The organism is Rhodocaloribacter sp. (assembly GCF_056451265.1).
Window position 1 is genome coordinate 13,635 of sequence record NZ_JBWOPL010000114.1, and the last position, 17,059, is coordinate 30,693.

Here is a 17,059-nt window from a genome sequence, read left to right on the forward strand (position 1 = left end):
AAAAAACAGGCAGGCGCACGCCCTGGTGCGTCCCTGCCGGGACGGGCGGGCGGAAGGGTCAGAATTTCCAGAAGGCGTCCTTGAAGTGCTCGATGTCCGGCTCCGTTTCACCGAGGATGATCGCAACGACGTCGAAGCGGCAAGGCATCCCGTCCATGCGGTTCTCGTGGAGGTACGCTTCGGCGGCTTTGATGAGATTGCGTTTCTTCTCCTCCGTGACCGCCTCCTCGGGGCGTCCGAAGCCGAGACCGGTGCGCGTCTTCACCTCCACGAACACGAGGTCCCCGCCCTCTGCATAGTTCTCCGAGGGCTCGAAGCAGATCAAATCCACCTCGGCGCGTTCGAAGCGATATTGACGCTCGATGATGCGATAGCCTTTGCTCTCTAGATACGCCGCCGCGATTCGTTCGCCCCGGTCTCCGATGTTCTTGGTCGTCATGTGCCCCGCTGATGAATATGCATCTTCCCTGCGAACAGACTTGAAAGTTACGCCAGAAAACTTCATTTTCCTTCGTCTCTATACAGGTGGGCCTGAGATTGGATGACTCCGTTGCATTTCTCCGATGTGGGACGGCCCCCTCCATGTGACCGGACCGCTCCTCCGTAGTGCTAATGAATGAGATCGAGCGGTCCGCACGCCACCTTCGCCAATCGCACCAACTTTGTGGAATACCCATGCATCGCTATTTACGTGTCCTCTCGGCTGTTCTGTTTCTCTTCTACGCACATTCGGCTGTGGCTCAAGACGTGCTCAAAGCGCGGTATGCGCAGGACCGCGCCAACAGTCCCCGAACCACGAACCTGTCCTCCATCACCGGCGCGGCGACCCCGTGCGTGAACGGGAACGCGGGCGGCTTCGCCTGCAACAACGTCGATCTGCTGGCTCGGATGACCTCCTCCGACATCGGCGGCAGCGCCGGCGTCGATCTCAACGACATCTGGGGCTGGACGGACCCGGTCACGGGCGTCGAATACGCGCTCGTCGGGCTGGAGAACGGCACCTCGTTCGTCGAACTCTCCGACCCCGAGAATCCCGTCTACATCGGCAAGCTGCCGACCCACTCTTCCTCCTCGCTCTGGCGCGACCTCAAGGTGTACAACGACCATGCGTTCATCGTCAGCGAGGCAAGCAGCCACGGCATGCAGGTCTTCGACCTGAACCAGCTCCGCGACGTGACCAACCCGCCCGTGACCTTCACCGAGACGGCGCACTTCGCCGGCGTCGGGAACGCGCACAACATCGTCATCAACGAGGACACCGGCTTCGCCTACATCGTCGGTTCGACGTTCGGCGGATCGAACCTCTGCGGCGGCGGCCTCTATATGGTCAACATCCAGGATCCCGCCAACCCGGCGTTTGCCGGGTGCTTCGGGGGCGACGGATACACGCACGATGCCCAGTGCGTCATCTATAACGGCCCGGACACCCAGCACGTCGGCGACGAGATCTGCTTCGCCTCGAACGAAGACACCCTCACCATCGTCGACGTCACCGACAAAGCCAACCCCGTACAGCTCTCGCGCACCGGTTACACACAGGACGGCTATACCCATCAGGGCTGGCTCACGGAGGACCACCAGTATTTCCTCCTCGACGACGAGCTCGACGAATCTTTCTTCGGGCTGAACACCACCACGCGGATCTGGGACGTCACCGATCTCGAAGACCCGATCATCCAGACCATCTATACCAGTCCCATCGGCTCGATCGACCATAACCAGTACGTCGCGGGCGACCACACGTATCAGTCGAACTATACGAGCGGGCTGCGCATCCTCAACATCGCCGACGTGAACAACCCCTTCGAGGCCGGCTTCTTCGACACGTACTCGCCGAGCAACTCGAAATCGTTCGTCGGAACCTGGAGCAATTACCCGTACTTTTCGAGCGGCGTCGTGATCGTGAGCGACATCACGGAGGGGCTGTTCGTGCTCCAGCCGACGCTCGACGGGACGCCCCCGCCCCCGGACCTGGCCATCACGCTGACGCCCGAGAGCGACAACATCGTCGTCCCCGGCGGCGGCGGCAGCTTCCAGTACGACCTCACCGCCACGAACACCAGCGCCGTCTCGCAGACGGTGGACCTCTGGCTCGTGATTGACGGGCCGGGCATCAGCCGCACCTTCGGTCCGGTGACGAAGACCCTCGCCCCGGGCGGCAGCCTCACGCGCACCATGACGCAGAACATTCCCGCGGGAGCGCCCGCCGGCTCGTACACGCTCACCGGCAACATCGGCTCCTTCCCCATTGCCGAGGACAGCGACAGCTTCCCGTTCGAGAAGTCGGCGGCCAAAGGCGGGACGAACGCGGAGACCGAGTGGCGTTCGTCGCTCGATGCGCGCGCCGGGGCCGCTAGCAGCCCGGCGGAGACGCCCTCAGCCTTCACGCTCGATCAGAATTACCCGAACCCGTTCAACCCGACGACGACCATCCGGTACACGCTCACCGAAGCAAGCCCGGTCACGCTGACGATCTACAACCAGCTCGGACAGCGCATCCGCACGCTCGTTTCGGGGCAGCAGTCGGCGGGCACGCATACGCTCGAATGGAACGCGACCAACGACGCGGGCGCGCGTGTGCCTTCGGGACTGTACGTCTACCGACTCGAAGCCGGCGGCGTCTCGCTCACCCGTTCGATGACGCTGCTGAAGTGAGCGTCCACACATGCGAAAAAGGCCCGGGGCATGGCGCTCCGGGCCTTTTTTCGTTCAAGCATACGGGCCGCCGGGTCAGTCGCCCCGCGGGAGGACCCGGTGCTCTATGGTCCGCCACCGCTCGCTGATCTCATGCTGGGCGAGGACTGCAGAATAGCCCACGGCGTCGAGGAAGTTTTGCTCCCGCCCGGCGAACGTCTGCTTCGCGAAAAACCATTCCGCCCGTCCTTCTCGGATGAGCGCTTCCACTTCGTCCTTACCCAGATATCCACTCACGCACACGACGGGGATGCCCGCCTCGTTCATAAACTGAAGCCCCTGCCGGTCATACGCGTCCCCGGGGATGAGGCTTACGTCGACGACGGCCACCATCGGATGATAGGTCCGGAGCATCTCCCGGGCGTCGGCATAGTTGTCGACGATGCGCACGGCATAGCCGCCTTCTTCGAGAATCCGGGTTAGCTCGCGCTGCCAGGCGCGTTCGTCCTCGATCAAAAGAACTTCTGCTTTCGTTTCCATGATCCACCTCCTGGCTTTTCCGAACGATCGCCTTCAATATAAGGACGGACTCGGTTGCGCGAGCCTTCCTCCATGAGAAATACGGCGCGAGGGAGCCGAGAGAAACACAAACCTTGCCCCGGCGCTCGCTTCGGGGCGGCTCGGCCTCCCGAAGGAGCGGCAGGCGCGAAGCAAACGCGCGTCCATGACGTCAACCGTCCCGATCACGGCAGAGCGAGGGACACGGTGAACCGAGCGCCCGCGCCCGGCGCACTCTCCATCGTGATTTCCCCGCCCATGCGCTCGATCTGATAGCGCGAGGCCCAGAGCCCGATCCCGTGCGGCTTCGCCTCGCCTTTCTCCTTCGTCGAGTAGAGCGGCATGAAGATCTTCTCGGCGTCTCCCGGCGCAATGCCGGAGCCGTCATCGGCGACGTGAAGGTCCACCATCTCATCCTCGGCGCGAAGCTCCGTGGTGATGCGGATCGTCCCGGCCCCGGCCTGTGCGGCATTCTGGAGCAGGTTGACCACGATCTCGACGAGGTGCACCGCCACGGCCCGCCCCCGGTCGGCCCCCGGCGCGATCTCCGTCAACACCTTGACGTTCGGATTGATGCTCCTCAGGTGCGCCGCTTTGATGGCCTTGGCCGCCACCCACCCGAGGTCTACCGGCTCCGGGTGCCCGATGTCGCGCAGGCGGAGCTGGTTGGCCATTTCCATCAATCCCTGCGTATCCTCTTTGAGGTGCTCCATTCGGGTGAAGATACGGTCGTCTTCGATGCCGAGGGCGTGGAGTTTTTCCGAGATGTCATTGATGATCATCGGCACGGTTCCGGCCACGTTCGCCATCTTGTGGGCAAACTGCGCGGCGGCGGCGCTCAGCGTAGCGATGGCTTCCGCCGTGGCCGCCTTGCGTTGCGCCTCCGAGAGCTTCGCCAGCTGGATGCGCGTGGCGGCCATCTCGGCGAAGATGCGGATCGTATTCATCTCCTCGGCCGTGGGCGTGTGCGGCGCGCGGAAGAACGCATAGAGCACACCGACGCTCTTCTTCTCCGAGCGGAGCGCGATGCCGATGAACGCGCGCAAGCCGTTCGGCTCCATGATGTGCCGCCTGAGGTTCTGCACGAGTTCCGCCTCGACGCTTGCTTCGGGCAACTCCTCGACGTCCTCGATCACGATGGCGCCGGTGCGCATGAGCGTATGCGTGAGCCCTTTCGGGCGCGGCGGAGCGATGCGAAAGGCCTCCATGTCCAACCCCGCCCCGGCGACGAGTTCGCGTTTGAGGGTGCGTTCGGTCTCATCCCAGGGATAGAGGATGGCGGCGTCGGCCCGGAGGACCCGCATCGCCAGATCGGCCACCCGCGAGAGTGCGCCGTGGAGCGTCCCCGCCTCGGCCACCTTCATGACCGCCTCCCGGAGCGCTTCGAGGTCGTGGATGTGTCGCTTGTCGCTCTCGCGAAGCTCGGCAAGCTGGATCGCCAGCCCGGCGTGATAGGCGAAATGGTAGACGAGGTTGGCCTCCTCCTCGGAATAGTGCGGGCGCTCCCGGAAGTGGAGGTAAAGCACGCCGACGGGCCGCGCGCCGTCGGGGTGAAGCGGGAACGCGCCGGTGCTCGTGATGCCGGCTTTCCGCACGACGGGGTTGAGCTTCGCCGGGTCGTTCTCCCACACGTAACTGCCCGTCTTCATCACCCGCGCGCCCATGCCGTCCCGGCGCGGGAGGTGCATCCACTCCGCGCCGAGCCCCACGCTCACCTCTCGCTGAAACCGGCGGGTGACCGGATCGAAACGATGGATGCGACACGAGTCGGCTCCGAAAACATCCATGGCCGACGCCGCAATGTGCTCGAGGATGCGCATCCGGTCGGGCTCGGTCAGGATCTTCGCATTGATCGAGCGCAGGGCACGCAATACGTCGTCGAACGGCAACATGGCCCTCACCTCTTTCGCCATAACGAATCCATTTTAACCGCTATGTTTCCTACGACCGGTCGTCGGCGAAGGCTCCGCCCCCGCGTCCCGTTACTCATCTCCGGGCAGTCGAGACGGCCGAGCGAAAGATAGGGTCCGCTCCACAGAGAAACCCTACGGCCTTCGCTCCGCTTTCCGAGCCCCCGTTCGCGGCTAATTTTCCGGAGGCGACGCCTCACAATTTCTTAAAAAAACACTATACTCCGGGACACGCTTTTCTCCCTCCCACCCTTTTCCAGATCATTTTCATGGCGAATATCAACCGTCCGAAGGTGTATGACGTGGCCATCGTGGGCTCCGGCGCCGGCGGCGGCATGGCAGCCTACGTCCTCACGGCCGCCGGGGCCGACGTGGTGATGCTCGAAGCCGGGCCGAACTGGGATTCCGCCACCGACGGCGCAATGTTCAAATGGAACTATACCTCGCCCCGGCGGGGAGCCGCCACGCCCGAGCGGTCCTTCGGCGAGTTTGACGGGTGCATCGGCGCCTGGGAAATCGACGGCGAGCCGTACACGCACGCGCCCGGCACGAAGTGGGACTGGTTCCGCGCGCGGATGCTCGGCGGGCGTACGAACCACTGGGGGCGCATCTCCCTCCGTTTCGGTCCGGACGACTTTCGCGGGCGCTCCCTCGACGGCCACGGCGACGACTGGCCCATCGGGTACGAGGACGTCGCTCCGTACTATGACAAGGTGGACCGCTTTGTCGGCATCTTCGGCAACCGGGACGGTTTTCCCAATGAGCCCGACGGCATCTTTCTCCCGCCCCCGAAGCCGCGCCTCCATGAGCTGCTCGTCATCGAAGGGGGCAAGAAGGCCGGCATCCCGGTGCTCGCCAACCGCCTCTCGATCCTGACGAAGCCGCTCAACGGTCGGCCCGCATGCCACTATTGCGCGCAGTGCAACCGGGGCTGCGCCACGCACTCGAACTTCTCCTCCACTTCGGTGCTCCTCCCTCCGGCGAAGAAGACGGGCCGCCTGACCATCATCCCGCACGCGATGGCGCGCGAGGTGCTCACCGACCGCGAGGGGCTCGCCACCGGCATCTCATACGTGCACACACAGGAGATGCGGGAATATCAGGTGCGGGCGAAGACGGTCGTGCTGGCGGCCAGCGCGTGTGAGACGGCCCGGCTCCTCCTCAATTCAAAGTCGCCGCGCCACCCGAACGGACTGGCCAATTCGAGCGGCGTCGTCGGGCATTACCTCATGGATTCGACGGGGGCGGACGTGGTGGGGCTTTTCCCGCAGCTCATGGACCGCCCCGCCTACAATGAGGACGGCGTCGGCGGCGCGCACATCTACATCCCGTGGTTCGGATACGACGAGCAACGCGACTTCGCCCGGGGCTATCACCTCGAAGTGTGGGGCGGGCGCGGGGAGCCCGGATATGGCTTCATGGGCGACATCCACCGCTTCAACGGCCTCGTCGACGATGCGAACAACAACCTCAAAAAAGCCGGGGGCTACGGCCTCTCCCTCAAACAGGATTACCGGCGCTTTTACGGAGCCCTCGCGGGCTTCTCGGCGCGGGGCGAGATGATCGCGCGGTACGACAATTATTGCGAGATCGACCCGACGACCGTCGACAAGTACGGCATCCCGGTGCTTCGCTTCAACGTCACCTGGAGCGACCAGGAATACCTGCAGATCAAGCACGCACAGGAGGCTGCCCGGCGGCTGATCCGGGCCATGGGAGGCGAAGTGCTCTCGCCGATGCCCTCGAAGGAGGAAGGCTACGGCATCCTCCCGCCGGGACGCATCATCCACGAGGTGGGCACGGTGCGGATGGGCGACCACCCGCAGACCTCCGCCCTGAACCGGCACTGTCAGGCCCACGACGTCAAAAACCTCTTCGTGGCCGACGCCGCGCCTTTCGTCTCCCAGGCGCACAAGAACACGACATGGACCATTCTCGCGATGGCCTGGCGCACCGCCGAGCACATCGCCGAGCTTCGGAATCGGGGCGAGCTTTGAGGCCCGCTCCGCTTTCTTCTGACCAGACGCACATGCCATGGATCGCCGCGAATCTTTCAAAATGATTGCGCTCGCCCCGTTGATGGCGGGCTTCACATGGACGGGTCGGGACGTCGAGCGCGCCCACGAGCAGACCGTCGCCGCGCGGGCCGCCGGGGACTTCGAGCCGCAGTTCTTCACCGCGCATGAATACGAGACCGTCCGCCTCCTCGTCGACCTGATCCTCCCGGCGGACGAACGATCCGGGAGCGCCACGGAACTCGGCGTGCCCGAGTTCATGGACTTCATGATGACGGATCGTCCGGACATGCAGACGCCCATGCGCGGCGGCCTCGCGTGGCTCGACGCCCACACCCTCCGGCGCTTCGGCCACACCTTCGCCGCCGCCACCGAGGACGAACGGCGGCGCGTGCTCGATGAGATCGCCTATCCGGAGGAGGCCGCGCCGGAGCTCGCCCACGGCGTCGCCTTTTTCAACCGCTTCCGCAACCTGACCGCCTCCGGCTTCTGGACGACGAAGGAGGGCATGGAGGACCTTCAATACATGGGCAACCGGTTCGTGGCGAAGTGGGAAGGCGCGCCGAAGGCGGAAGTCGAACGCCTCGGCCTCAGTTTCCCCGACTGGGCCACCGAGTGAAAAACGGGCGCGGCCGGAGCAATCCTGTCCGATCCGGCAACCATCGCTCCGCTCGGACGTCTGGCAGGGGGTGTCCCTTCCGATGACCTTCGACGCAACGATGCGTGCTTTTCTTTCCCTGCTCCTTTTGCTTCTCCTTTCGACCGGTTGGACGGCACCGTCGCGGACGGATGTCGGCGATCCGCCGCTCCCCTGTCTGGCCTCACCGCCGCAGACGACGGGCGCCTACCTCGAAACGCGCCTCCACATCGAGCGGGACGAGGTCGTGCTGGCGGGACGGTTGCTCGTGCCGAACCGGCCCGGTCCCCATCCGGCCGTGGTCATCCTCGCCGGCGGCGGGCGCGACTCGCAGGTCAACTACACACCCCGCTTCATCGCCACGCGGCTGGCCCGGTGCGGCATCGCCGCGCTCATCTACGACAAGCGCGGCACCGGGCTTTCGGGCGGCGTGTGGGAACAGACCACCTTCGACGACCTGATCGACGACGCCGTGGCCGCCGTCGAGCGCCTTCGCGCCGACCCCCGCATCGACGCCGCGCACACGGGGCTCATCGGCATCAGCCAGGGCGGCAGACTTGCGCCCGTCGCCGCCGCGCGCGCCGGGGGCGTCGCCTTCCTCGCAGCCGCTTCGCCTCCGTTCGCCTCTCCCCGCGAAACGCGCCTGTTCGCCCTCGACAACCTCTTCGTCCGGCGCAGCTATGCCCCGTACTGGCGCGACCCTTTCCTCGCCCTCTGGCGCGACTTCCTCACCCGCCTCGAAAACGGCGACCCCCTCCATCCTCTCGACCGGCGGCGGGAGGAGCTGGCGTCGTATCTTCCCGGTTCTCTCCTCCCTCCGCCCTCGTCGCGCCTCGTCCGAAGCCCGCTGTACAACTCCCTCGCCTCGGATTATTCCGAAGAGCTGCGCATGGTGAAGGCGCCCTTTCTCGTCCTCTACGGCGCGCGCGACGCCCTCATCCCGGTCGAAACGAGCCTCACGCATCTCCGGAAAGCCCTGCCGCCGGACGCCCCCCTCGAAGTCGTGATCGTGCCGGAGGTGGATCACGCGTTCCGGTACGAGAATGCCGCCCGCCCACGTTTCCGTTTCGAAGAAACCATCATCGCGTGGACGCTCTCGCAGGCGGGGCTCGGCGAAACCTGCGGGGAAAACTCCGCGCGTGGGGACGGGGAATGCGCGCGCCCTCCCGCCGCTTCCTCAAACTGAGCCTCCCGTCTCCCTCAGAAGCGGAGATGCACGACGATCCTTCCCGGCGCCCTTCGATCCTCGCGTTTCAAAAATCCCGGCGTGATCGACGGGCCGACGAGGTGGACGAACACCGCCGTCCCCGTGCCGAGCAGCGCCCCTGCGAGCACGTCGCCCGGGTAATGGACGCCGAGCCACATACGGCTCACGGCCACGCTCGCCGCCCACGCCGCCGCCGGCGCGACGACGTACCACTCCGGATGGGAGAGGCTCCACGAGGCCGCCATTGCGAAGGCAAGGGTCGTGTGGCCGGAAGGGAAAGAGAAGGGGTCGGTCGGACGCCCTCCGCGCACCGTCACGTCCGGAAGCGCCCTGTACGGCCTCGGCCTTCGAATCAGATGTTTCAAGCCCACGGCCGCCGCCGAGGCAAGCCCCCACGTCACCGACAGTCGATAGACGTCCTCATAGGCGCCGTCGTCCCGAAGGAGCGCCGCGCCGGCCCATGCCGCCGCCGGACCCGCGAAGAACACCGGATAGGCCGTCGCATCCACGCTCCGGAGGTAGTCCCCGAGCAGGGGGTCGTCGAGGTGATAGACGGCATAAAAGAGGCGCGCGTCCGTGGAAAGGGTATCCGCCGGTTGTCCACGCGCAACACCTCCGCCGACGGCGATGGTGAGGCCGACAAGCAGCCACGTCGCCCTCCGGCGGCGCGCGGACGAGCGCGGGCGGGTGCGCATCGCCGTCAGACGGGCTCCGCAGCGACCCCGTTGGCGGGCTCCGCCTTCGGGATCATCCCGAGCGCTTCCTTGACCCGGTTCTTGACCTCGGCGTGGAGCGTTTCGTTCTCCCGGAGCCAGGTCTTCGCCGACTCACGGCCCTGCCCGATCCGGATGTCGCCGTATGAATACCACGACCCACTCTTGCGGATGATGTCCTTATCCACGGCGATGTCCACCAGTTCTCCCATCGACGAGATGCCCTCGCCATAGATGATGTCGAACTCGGCTTCGCGGAACGGCGGGGCCACCTTGTTCTTGACGACCTTGACGCGCGTGCGGTTGCCGACGACCTCCGTGCCGTCCTTGATCGCGCCGATGCGGCGGATGTCCATGCGGACGGACGAATAGAACTTGAGCGCGCGCCCGCCGGTGGTCGTTTCGGGGCTGCCGAACATCACGCCGATTTTTTCGCGGATCTGGTTGATGAAGATCAGCACCGTCTTCGTACGGTTGATCGTGCCGGTGAGCTTGCGGAGCGCCTGGCTCATGAGGCGGGCGTGCAAGCCCACGTGGCTGTCGCCCATGTCGCCTTCGATCTCGGCGCGCGGCACGAGAGCCGCCACCGAGTCGATCACGATCAGGTCGAGCGCGCCGCTTCGGATGAGCATGTCGCAAATGTTGAGCGCGTCTTCACCCGTGTCGGGCTGCGAGATGAAGAGGTTGTCGATGTCCACGCCGAGCTTGCCGGCATAGCTCGCGTCGAAGGCGTGCTCGGCGTCGATGAAGGCGCACGTGCCTCCGAGCTTCTGCGCCTCCGCCATGATGTGCGTGGCCAAAGTCGTCTTCCCCGACGATTCCGGGCCGTAGATTTCGATGACGCGGCCCCTCGGCACGCCGCCCACGCCCAGCGCGGCGTCGAGCGCCAGCGAACCGGTCGGGATGGCGTCGATGGCCAACACGGGCGCATCGCCCATCCGCATAATGGCGCCCTTGCCGTAGTTTTTCTCGATCTGCTTGAGCGCCATGCTCAGCGCTCTCTGCTTTGCGGGATCTGCCATGTTCCACTCGTCGATTGTGTATGAGAAAGGTTGTTTCAGCGGAAAAACGTCTCGCGTGGCGGCAGGATAGCAAGCCGCGCTGACAACGGAGCGTCATATTCCGTCAAACACCCCACACCCGCAAAATATAACCCGCAGCCGCAGATTTTTTTCGGGCGGAGCGACCTTTGATACAACACGCCGACGGCGGTGGGGTTGCACCCGAGTGACGAAAGAAAAGAGAGAGGTTTCGGCTATCCGGCCTGCTCGTTCAGATGAACGACCGTATTGTACTTCGGCAGCAGGCGAAGGCTCTCGGTGATGTAGGCCGGCCAGGCGGGCTGGTCCACCTCGATGCGTTCGTCGTTGACCTGCACCGAGGGCTCACCCGCGAGCAGCGTGACGAAGTCGCGCCGGAGCACGAGAGCCGACTTCTGGAGGGTCGACTCGTCCGAGAGCAACGAACGGAAGCCCACCCGTTCGAGTTCATCCATGAGGTTGACGAGCGACTGGTTGGCCAGAACGCGGTCGGAGATGGGCGTCTCCGGATCGGCCGTGGCGAGGCGGCGGAAGAGGAACAGGGCATACCGCCCGATGAGCGCCCCCAGCATGTCGATGATGCGTGCCTCCCCGACCACCGACACCCACAACCCACCCGCATCCAGCCCGCCGGTCTCAATCTTGACGACGCGGAGCGCCTGTTCCTCACAGGACACGTCGGTCAGCCGGCACAGTTCGTGATAAGCCCGCTCGAGCGAGGCCAGCTTCCCGACCACGGCTCCGAAGGACCGGCTGTGTTTGAAGAAAAGCGAGAGTTGCCCCTGCCCCCGATCCACCTCATCGTTCTGCGCCAGCATCTGTCGCATCGTGAAGAATAGATGCCGGAACGTAATGAGCGTCGGATAGAGGTGTCCCGCCTCGATCAGCAACTCGGCGAAAGACTCGTCGCTGCCCGAACGAGCATACCGCTCAGCGGCTTCATAGAAGCTCTCCACCTGCTCGGTCAGTTCCCGCACGGCGCGGTCTTCCACCTCCTCGAAAGCGCCCTGCACACGCTGGAGCGTCTCCTTCAGGGTGATCCCCTCATGGAAGATGTGTCCCAGCGGGAAGGTGTCGGACTGTTTCCGGATTTCCAGGAATTTGTCCTGGGTGAACTGTTGTTTCTTTGAAAAAATCGTCCGATTGCGCGTGTGAAGGAGCTCAATCAGCTCCTGCGAGATTTGCTGATACCCACGCGCAAGGATAAAAATATATTTCGGAAGCACGCGATCGATGCTGATCACGGCCAACAAAGCTTCCAAATGTTTCCGGAGTTCGAAAGATGTCATTGGAGGACACTGAATCGTCTGGAATAAAACGGTGACTTTTTCCCTTTCCGCCCGGCGGCTGCTTGTATCATCGTCGGCGAGCGGGCATTATTAAGAAGCTGATCGGCCCATTTAAGGCCAGGTGGGTTGGAAGGTGCGGCGTCAGATGCCCCAGTGCGCCAGGGCGAGATTGTCCCGGGAATGCCCGTAAAAGAATCCGAGCAATAAGCCGCGCATCATGACCTCGGCCTCATCCACGCTCAGCTCGTAGGTCTCGGTGAGGCATGTGAGACGAACGCCAAACATACTCGCTTCGTAGCCGGAGACGAGGCCGAAGGCGACGCAGAGCCGCAACATCTCTTCGAAGGTCGGCTCCGGGTAGGCGGTGATAAAATCTTCCAGGGTAGCGTATTCCATGCCGATGCAAAAAGGGCGCTTGTTGGGGGAAGGCTTCGCGCTCGCGTGCGCGTCGGTAACTTGCCCATGGTATCGACGGGAAAGCCGCGCCCTCAAACGGTACCGCGGTGGACCACCGGATTTTTGCAATGGCCATGAGCAACGCCGGCCCCGGTGCGAAAGATCAGGGGCCCCCTTGCCCTCGCATCATCGACACGCGTTTCGTCTCCGCCATACAAGCGGGTCTCGCTCAAACGCCCCGCCGCTCACCCGAGGCGAAAGAGACGGAGGGCATTCTCGGTGGTGACCTCTGCGACTTCGTCGAAGGTCCTCTCCTTGACCGCCGCCAGCTTTTCGGCAACATAGGTCAGGAAGGCCGGCTCGTTCCGTTTCCCCCGCATGGGATCCGGCGCGAGGAACGGGGCATCGGTTTCGAGCACGATCTGCTTCATCGGCGCCTCGCGCACGGCCCGGGCGACACGTTTCTTGTTGACGAAGAGGCCGCCGAGACCGATGAGGAAGCCCAGCGACGCGGCCTTCCGGGCCACTTCCGCCGTTTGTTCGAAGCTGTGGAAGATGCCGCGCATGCGCCCGGGGTGATCGGAGGCCGCCCGCTCCTCGTCGAGGATGCGCACGAGGTCGTCGGTCGCTTCGCGATTGTGGAGGATCAGCGGCAGGTCCTTCTCGATGGCGAGACGGATGTGGCGGCGGAAGAAGCGCTCTTGTCGGTCGTCGAAGGAGCGGTCCCAGTAGTAATCGAGCCCGCTTTCCCCGACGGCCACCACCTTCGGATGATCGCACAGCGCCGCCACGGCCGCGAAGTCTTCGTCCGTGGCCTCTTTCGTTTCGGACGGGTGGAGGGCGGCCATGGCATAGAGCCCGTCGTGCCGTTCGCAGAGTTCGAGCGCCCGGTGGATCGAAGGCACGTCGATGGCCGGCATCAGGATGCGCGCGACGCCGGCTGCCCGGGCGCGGGCGATTACGGCTTCGCGGTCCTCATCGAAGCGGTCGAGGTAGAGATGAGCGTGGGTGTCGATGAGCATGCGGTGCGTACGGACGGTTGGCGATGCCCCTTATAAGATCGACGCCCGCAAACGTTCTTCCCGAAACCATTCGCCGGCGGGTATCGACCACTCGCCCCCCTTTTTTGCGTCCTCGCGAACCTCGGAGGCGGTTTTGCTTATCAACGATGGAGCTTCCCGGCGGCCCCACGGCCCCTCCCCCTTCCCATCCCTCCGACCAGCGTGAAGCGATTCCTCCTCACAGCCAGAGCCCTGGTGTGGCTGACGCCGCTCCTGGCGCTGATCCCGCTCGGCCAGATGGCCTCCGACTGGGTCGAGGTCTACCGCGTGACGGCGACGTGGCCCCGGGCGATGCCGCACAGTTTCGACTGGGTGGTGTGGAAAGACGCCGACGACGGCATCCGGGCGGAATACGTCTTCCCGCACGGTCCGGCGGCAGAGGCCGGCATCCGGGAGGGCGACGCTTTTTACATGCTCGAAGGCCTGCAATATTTCAGCGCCGAGGACCTACGGGGCGCCACGCAGGGCATCGAGCCGGGGCAGGTGCGCACGTACTACGTGATCCGGAACGACGAGGTGCTCACGGCGCCGGTCCGCTTCACCAGGTATCCGACGTTCCTCTATCCGCTTTCCGCCGCGCTCTGGCGCTTCTCCATCTGGGGCTTCACGCTCGGCGTATTCTTTCACCTGCTCGGTCTCTCCATCGCCGCGCCGCTGGCCATGCGCAGCCGCACCGCGTGGCAACCGCTGTTGCTCATCCTCGTCTCCTCGCTCTGGATGTTCGGCAACCTGGCGCGGATGCTCATGGTTGAGCTCTTCGGCCCGCCGGTCACGGGCAGTGCGTACGACCACGTCTTTCAGGGGCTGACGCTCATCAGCCTGGCGGGGTGGATCGGCTTCCCCGTGCTTCTCTTCCGCAAGGTCCTCTGCGACGCCGAGTTGCTCGAAGACGAACGTCTCGGCGCGGGGCGGCCGGCCATCTACGTCACACCGCTCCTGCTCGCACCGGCGGCGCTGATCACTTCCGTGCAGGGCGCCCTGGGGCCGCTGACGCTCGACGGCCTGCTCGTGCCCATCCTCTTTTACGCCTCGTGCTACATCGGGGCGGCGGCGCTGCTCGTGCTCGCCCTCTATGCCTTCGAGCGGGAGAAGGCCGAGCGGCTGCTCTGGAGCTGGCGGCCCGCCGGCGCAGCGGTCATCCTCACGGCGGCGCTCTTCACCGCGCTCTCGGTGCTCGGCGTCGTCCCCATTCTCGGATCCGTCACGGACACGACCGCGGGCTGGTTGATCGTCTGCGCCCAGCTCCTCTTCGTCGTCCCCGTAACGCTCGTCTCGGCGGCCCCTCTCCGTCACGGCAAGGTGGACGAGGTGCTCTCACGCGCATTGACGTACCTGACGGTGCTCGGCCTCGTCTTCTTCGCCTTCGTCGGCGGAATGTCGGTGCTCGATCCGTACCTGGAGCGCATGGCCGCCCCGCGCCACGTGGTGGCGGGCCTGTACGTCGTGCTCCTCCTGATCGTCTTCGAGCGGCTGGCGCGTCCGATCCGCGCCTACACCCGCGCCTTCTTCGTCACCGACCGACAGCGCGCGCGAAAGGCGGTGAGCCGCTTTCAGGAACAGATGCGCACCATCCTCGACCACGAGACGCTCGTCCGAAGCACCATCGACGTGGTGGGCAAAGCCTATGATGCCCGCTCGGCCATCCTCTTCATCCGTCCGCTCGGCACGACCGGGCCATGGGTTTCGAGCGCGTATCACCCGGAGCCGCCCTACCTCACCGAACGCCTTTTTCACCGTATCTGGCCCCATTTCGAACGCGAGGGACGCATCTGGGCTCGCAACCCCGAGTTGGACGAGAGCCGTCTGCCCGCGGAACTCTCCCGGCTCCTGACCGAGCGCGGCGCCGCGCTGGCCGTCCCGATCATGGGCGACGGCGCACCGATCGGGCTGCTCGTGCTCGGCATGAAGAAACAGCGGCGGGCGGTCTACAACCTCGAAGACCTCGAACAACTCCGCTCGCTCGGAGGACAGCTAGCCCTCGCCGTCGAACGGCTGAACCTCGTCGAGCGGGAGAAGATGCTCGCCCGGCAGCGCGCCGAGGCGCAGCTCGTCGCCCTTCGCGCACAGATCAACCCCCACTTCCTCTTCAACGCGCTGAACACCATCATCTCGTTGATCGAGGAGCGTCCGGAGGAGGCCGAGGCCGTCGTCGAAAACCTCGCGGCCATCTTCCGGCATATCCTGCAGACGAGCGGGCATCCGTTCGTGTCGCTGGAGGAAGAACTCGCGCTCGTCTCGCACTACCTGGCTATCGAGCAGGCGCGCTTCGGCGACAAGCTGCGCGTGGACATCGACGTGGAGCCGGAGGTGCAGGCCGTCCCGGTGCCCGCCTTCGCCGTGCAGACGCTCGTCGAGAATGCCGTCAAGCACGGGATCGAAAAACAGCGCGAGGGCGGACGCTTGCGGATCGTGTGTCGGCGGACGGAAGACGGGCTCGTCGAGATCGTCGTCTCCGACACGGGCGTGGGCATCCCCGCGCTCTTCGACGCCGCGCCGGGCGAGCTCGTCCCCGACGGCATCTACGGCATCGGTCTGGCGAACGTGGCGGAGCGCCTCGAGCACCTGTACCTCCGGAGCGACCTCCTCCGAATGTGGAGCCGTCCGGGGGAGGGGGCCACCGTCCGCCTCCTCGTGCCGCCCTCCCGACCCGGCGCCTCTTCCGGAGACGGCTATCGTCCCCCGGCATAAATCACGATTGCACGGAAGCCGCCCTGAACAGCACTACGCCCCACACACCCGCGATGTCCCTCACCCAACCCGCACTGCCATGCTCCACGTTCTGATCGTTGACGACGAGGCCCCGGCCCGCCGCCGCCTCAGGCGCCTGCTCGCGCCGATGGAAGAGGCCGGACGCCTCCGCATCGCGGGCGAGGCCTCGGACGGCGTGGAGGCCCTCGAACGGATGCAAGAGACGCCGGTGGACCTCCTCTTCCTCGACATCCAGATGCCCGAGATGAACGGCTTCGAGGTCGTCGAACGGCTCGATCCCGCGCGCCGTCCGGTCGTCGTCTTCACCACCGCCTACGACGAATACGCGCTCCGCGCCTTCGACGCGAACGCCGTCGACTACCTCCTCAAGCCCATCAGCCGGGAGCGTCTCGAAGAAGCCGTCGCGCGCGCCGAGCGGGCCGCCGAGCGCCCCGACGCGCGACAGGCCGGCGACGAGCGGATCGAACGGCTGCTCGACTGGGTGGAGGCACAGTCGAGCGCCCACCCATCCGCCGAACCCGCCTCCGGCGCATACATCCAACAGCTCTCCATCCCCTACCGCGACCGCATCCTCATCGTCCCCGTCGAGCGCCTCGTCTCCGCCGAGATCAGCGAGGGCATCGCGCGCCTGTACGTCCTCGACGAGCCCGCCGGTATGGGCAAGCCCCGCCTCCGCCAACACATCGTCAGCTACACCCTCGACCAGCTCGAAGCGCACCTCGACCCGAGCCGCTTCGTGCGCGTCCACCGCTCGGCCCTCGTGCAGTATGACCACATCCGCGAACTCATTCCCTGGTTCAGCGGACGATACAAGCTCCTCCTCACCGGCGACCACGAGGTCATCGCCAGCCGGGAACGCTCGAAAATGCTCAAGGAGCGGCTGATGATGT

General features: G+C 65.2%; 14 protein-coding genes. 6 read left to right on the plus strand and 8 right to left on the minus strand.

The annotated features are described in order from the left end of the window. Window positions 1–58 precede the first annotated feature (58 nt). Window positions 59–439, minus strand: coding sequence for a YraN family protein (locus tag AC1HIY_RS16850; protein ID WP_479577957.1), 381 nt, complete (start codon window positions 437–439; stop codon window positions 59–61). A gap of 236 nt (window positions 440–675) precedes the next feature. Here AC1HIY_RS16850 and AC1HIY_RS16855 point away from each other — a divergent pair, with 236 nt between their 5' ends. Then, window positions 676–2,655 (plus strand): choice-of-anchor B family protein, encoded by a 1,980-nt coding sequence (locus tag AC1HIY_RS16855; protein WP_479577958.1) that lies wholly within the window; start codon window positions 676–678, stop codon window positions 2,653–2,655. A gap of 75 nt (window positions 2,656–2,730) precedes the next feature. Here the strand turns inward: AC1HIY_RS16855 and AC1HIY_RS16860 are convergent, their stop codons facing one another. Together AC1HIY_RS16860 and AC1HIY_RS16865 are read right to left on the minus strand one after the other, a co-directional pair. Continuing rightward, window positions 2,731–3,174, minus strand: a complete 444-nt coding sequence (locus AC1HIY_RS16860) for a response regulator (RefSeq protein ID WP_479577959.1) — start codon at window positions 3,172–3,174, stop codon at window positions 2,731–2,733. A 203-nt stretch (window positions 3,175–3,377) separates the two neighbouring features. Continuing rightward, entirely contained in the window at window positions 3,378–5,084 is a 1,707-nt protein-coding gene (locus tag AC1HIY_RS16865; protein WP_479577960.1) for an ATP-binding protein, read from the minus strand. 287 nt (window positions 5,085–5,371) lie between these two features. Here AC1HIY_RS16865 and AC1HIY_RS16870 point away from each other — a divergent pair, with 287 nt between their 5' ends. From AC1HIY_RS16870 to AC1HIY_RS16880, 3 genes are all read left to right on the plus strand, one after another. Next, the gene (locus tag AC1HIY_RS16870) at window positions 5,372–7,099 is read left to right on the plus strand and encodes a GMC family oxidoreductase (protein ID WP_479577961.1); all 1,728 of its coding nucleotides are present in this window, start codon (window positions 5,372–5,374) and stop codon (window positions 7,097–7,099) included. A gap of 37 nt (window positions 7,100–7,136) precedes the next feature. Then, the gene (locus tag AC1HIY_RS16875) at window positions 7,137–7,736 is read left to right on the plus strand and encodes a gluconate 2-dehydrogenase subunit 3 family protein (RefSeq protein ID WP_479577962.1); all 600 of its coding nucleotides are present in this window, start codon (window positions 7,137–7,139) and stop codon (window positions 7,734–7,736) included. Window positions 7,737–7,836: 100 nt separating this feature from the next. After that, window positions 7,837–8,940: an alpha/beta hydrolase family protein gene (locus tag AC1HIY_RS16880; RefSeq protein ID WP_479577963.1), complete on the plus strand. Its 1,104-nt coding sequence runs from the start codon at window positions 7,837–7,839 to the stop codon at window positions 8,938–8,940. Between the two features lie 14 nt (window positions 8,941–8,954). On the opposite strand, the gene AC1HIY_RS16885 is transcribed toward AC1HIY_RS16880, so the two are convergent. The 5 genes from AC1HIY_RS16885 to AC1HIY_RS16905 form a co-directional block, all read right to left on the minus strand. Then, window positions 8,955–9,656 carry a phosphatase PAP2 family protein gene (locus AC1HIY_RS16885; protein ID WP_479577964.1) on the minus strand — a complete coding sequence of 234 codons (702 nt, stop codon included), beginning with the start codon at window positions 9,654–9,656 and terminating at the stop codon, window positions 8,955–8,957. Window positions 9,657–9,661: 5 nt separating this feature from the next. Further along, window positions 9,662–10,696: a recombinase RecA gene (gene recA, locus AC1HIY_RS16890; RefSeq protein ID WP_479577965.1), complete on the minus strand. Its 1,035-nt coding sequence runs from the start codon at window positions 10,694–10,696 to the stop codon at window positions 9,662–9,664. Window positions 10,697–10,929: 233 nt separating this feature from the next. After that, the gene (locus AC1HIY_RS16895) at window positions 10,930–11,958 is read right to left on the minus strand and encodes a hypothetical protein (protein WP_479577966.1); all 1,029 of its coding nucleotides are present in this window, start codon (window positions 11,956–11,958) and stop codon (window positions 10,930–10,932) included. Between the two features lie 186 nt (window positions 11,959–12,144). After that, window positions 12,145–12,399 carry a hypothetical protein gene (locus AC1HIY_RS16900; protein ID WP_479577967.1) on the minus strand — a complete coding sequence of 85 codons (255 nt, stop codon included), beginning with the start codon at window positions 12,397–12,399 and terminating at the stop codon, window positions 12,145–12,147. A gap of 245 nt (window positions 12,400–12,644) precedes the next feature. After that, window positions 12,645–13,421, minus strand: coding sequence for a TatD family hydrolase (locus tag AC1HIY_RS16905; protein ID WP_479577968.1), 777 nt, complete (start codon window positions 13,419–13,421; stop codon window positions 12,645–12,647). Between the two features lie 201 nt (window positions 13,422–13,622). Here AC1HIY_RS16905 and AC1HIY_RS16910 point away from each other — a divergent pair, with 201 nt between their 5' ends. Together AC1HIY_RS16910 and AC1HIY_RS16915 are read left to right on the plus strand one after the other, a co-directional pair. Then, a complete protein-coding gene (locus AC1HIY_RS16910; protein ID WP_479577969.1) occupies window positions 13,623–16,148 on the plus strand; it encodes a histidine kinase in 2,526 nt (841 codons plus the stop codon). A gap of 79 nt (window positions 16,149–16,227) precedes the next feature. Continuing rightward, a partial coding sequence (locus AC1HIY_RS16915) for a LytR/AlgR family response regulator transcription factor (RefSeq protein WP_479577970.1) occupies window positions 16,228–17,059 on the plus strand: 832 nt, incomplete at its 3' end.

Coding starts and splice junctions, on each gene's coding strand:
- AC1HIY_RS16860 (WP_479577959.1), bottom strand. CDS start 3,174: ATGGAAACGAAAGCAGAAGTTCTTTTGATCGAGGACGAACGCGCCTGG.
- AC1HIY_RS16885 (WP_479577964.1), bottom strand. CDS start 9,656: ATGCGCACCCGCCCGCGCTCGTCCGCGCGCCGCCGGAGGGCGACGTGG.
- AC1HIY_RS16905 (WP_479577968.1), bottom strand. CDS start 13,421: ATGCTCATCGACACCCACGCTCATCTCTACCTCGACCGCTTCGATGAG.
- AC1HIY_RS16870 (WP_479577961.1), top strand. CDS start 5,372: ATGGCGAATATCAACCGTCCGAAGGTGTATGACGTGGCCATCGTGGGC.
- AC1HIY_RS16865 (WP_479577960.1), bottom strand. CDS start 5,084: ATGTTGCCGTTCGACGACGTATTGCGTGCCCTGCGCTCGATCAATGCG.
- AC1HIY_RS16880 (WP_479577963.1), top strand. CDS start 7,837: ATGCGTGCTTTTCTTTCCCTGCTCCTTTTGCTTCTCCTTTCGACCGGT.
- AC1HIY_RS16900 (WP_479577967.1), bottom strand. CDS start 12,399: ATGGAATACGCTACCCTGGAAGATTTTATCACCGCCTACCCGGAGCCG.
- AC1HIY_RS16875 (WP_479577962.1), top strand. CDS start 7,137: ATGGATCGCCGCGAATCTTTCAAAATGATTGCGCTCGCCCCGTTGATG.
- AC1HIY_RS16850 (WP_479577957.1), bottom strand. CDS start 439: ATGACGACCAAGAACATCGGAGACCGGGGCGAACGAATCGCGGCGGCG.
- AC1HIY_RS16855 (WP_479577958.1), top strand. CDS start 676: ATGCATCGCTATTTACGTGTCCTCTCGGCTGTTCTGTTTCTCTTCTAC.
- recA (WP_479577965.1), bottom strand. CDS start 10,696: ATGGCAGATCCCGCAAAGCAGAGAGCGCTGAGCATGGCGCTCAAGCAG.